Source organism: Micrococcus sp. LASM2_SD2, assembly GCF_057364565.1.
In genome coordinates this window covers 1-1,924 of record NZ_JBNFOB010000327.1, presented here as the reverse complement: position 1 = coordinate 1,924, position 1,924 = coordinate 1, and the positions used below count along the sequence as shown (strand labels likewise).

Genomic DNA, 1,924 nt, shown 5'->3' with positions numbered 1-1,924 from the left:
GGCGTGCCGGTGTTCCTGGCGGACGTCAAGGGCGACCTCTCCGGCCTGGCCACCCCGGGCGAGCCTCCGCGAAGCTGGCCGAGCGCACCGCGGCCACCGGCATGGACTGGGCCCCGGAGGGCTGCCCGGTGGAGTTCCTCGCCCTGGGCGGCTGACCGGCCGAGGCCCCGCGACACAGAGTGAGGGCGTTCCTTCCGGGAATCCCGCGTGGAATTCCGGGAAGGAACGCCCTCAAGCCGTCAGGTGGCGTCCGCTCAGGAGGCGCCGTGGTTGGCCAGCGAGGAGGCGTGCGCCTCGATCGCCTTCCAGTCGCGGAAGTCGCCGTACTGGCCCTTGGCGAGCTTGATCTTCAGCTTGTCCAGGAAGCCGAGGCGCTCCTCCACCACGGCGCCCCGGAAGTACTTCACGGAGCGCGGGCGGTAGGACTCCAGCTGGGCGCGCAGCTCGGCGTCCAGCTCCGGGGAGCCGCCGGAGACGATGATGTTCAGCGGCTTCTCGGTCAGCTCGGCGCGGCGGGAGTCCAGGAAGTGCTTGGCGTCCGCGGCCAGCTTGCCGGAGTAGACCGGGGCGCAGACCACCACGGCGTCCGCGGTGTCCATCCAGGCCGCGGCGCCGGCCACGTCCTCGACGACGGTCTTCACGGCCTGCTTGGAGCGCAGGACCTGGGCCGCACGCTCGGCGATCTCCCGGGTGGAGCCGTGGGAGGACGAGGTGACGAAGAGAGTGGTCATGGGTTCAGGAAGCCTTCGGTGTCGGGGGACGATTCTCCGAACGGCCCCGCCGCCGGGGCCGGGCCTTCGCCCTCAGTGTATCCCGCGCAGGTCCAGGTCCAGGCGGGTCTCCGCCCCCTCCGGCGCGGCCTCGGCGGCGTGCACCGTCACGGGGATGCCCCAGTCCTGCTGGTACAGGTGGCAGGCGGCGTGGTCCGGGATGGGCTGTCCCTGCTCCCCGTCGCACGCGGCGGCGCGGGCGGTGATGTGCAGGACGCCCTCGGCCACGTCCGGGTTCAGCCGCAGCGTGCGGGTCAGCCCGCTGGAGGTCCCGGCGCCCTCGAGCAGCAGCTCCTCCGGGGAGGCCGAGACCTTCAGCTGGGTGGGGTCGCCCCAGCGGTCGTCGAGCTTCTGGCCGGTGGGGGCGGCGAAGCCCACGGCGAGCCCGAACTCGCCGGCCGCCACGGGGGTGCGCGGACGCTGGGTCTGGCGGGCGCCCTCGTCCACGGTGAGGTACTCGTCCGGCACGGCGATCCGCTCGAGGCGGTGCGCGTTGGTCTCCACCACCACGATCGAGACCGCGTCGCCCTCCGCGTCCGTCTCCACGAGCACGTCGGAGGGCTCGGCCAGGCCGCGTGCCACGGTGGACAGCCCGGCCTGGGTCTCGCGGCCGGCGGCGTCCGTGCCGGCCGGGGTGTAGCGGCGGATCGCGCCGTTGTAGGTGTCCGCCACCAGGACGGAGCCGTCCGGCAGGGCGGTCACCCCGAGCGGGTGCTGCAGGCGGGCCTGCTCGGCGGGGCCGTCCACGTAGCCGAAGTCGAACAGTCCGGTGCCCACCGGGGAGGACACGGTCCGCTCCCCCGCCGCGCCGGTGACGGTGCGCAGCGCGGAGGTCTCGGAGTCGGCCACCCAGAGGGTGCCGTCCGCGTCCACGGCCAGGCCGGAGGACTGGGCGAACCAGGACCGCTCCGCCGGGCCGTCGGTCAGGCCCTCCAGACCGGTGCCGGCGAACAGGGACAGCTCGTCGGCCACCGGGTCGTAGGCGTGCAGCTGGTGGGTGCCGGCCATGGCGATCACCACGTGGCCGGCCGCCTCGTCCCACACCACGTCCCACGGGGAGGAGATGGACAGGGAGGTCGGCGCCCCCGGCAGCGGGCCGAGCTCGACGACGGCGCCCTCCCCCGTCCGCGGGCACCGCGCCCTCGCCCGGGGCC

At 74.5% G+C, this 1,924-nt stretch carries 2 protein-coding genes and 1 pseudogene; 1 reads left to right on the top strand and 2 read right to left on the bottom strand.

The window, feature by feature from the left end; genetic code table 11:
- Positions 1-152, top strand: a pseudogene (locus tag AC2W7A_RS12025) (helicase HerA-like domain-containing protein); the annotation flags it as partial.
- 102 nt (positions 153-254) lie between these two features.
- Here the strand turns inward: AC2W7A_RS12025 and AC2W7A_RS12020 are convergent.
- Complete coding sequence (locus tag AC2W7A_RS12020; protein ID WP_485991546.1) at positions 255-731, bottom strand: flavodoxin domain-containing protein; 477 nt, start codon at positions 729-731, stop codon at positions 255-257.
- 72 nt (positions 732-803) lie between these two features.
- Positions 804-1,924 (bottom strand): NHL repeat-containing protein (locus AC2W7A_RS12015; RefSeq protein ID WP_485991545.1); only part of this gene is annotated, 1,121 nt, incomplete at its 5' end.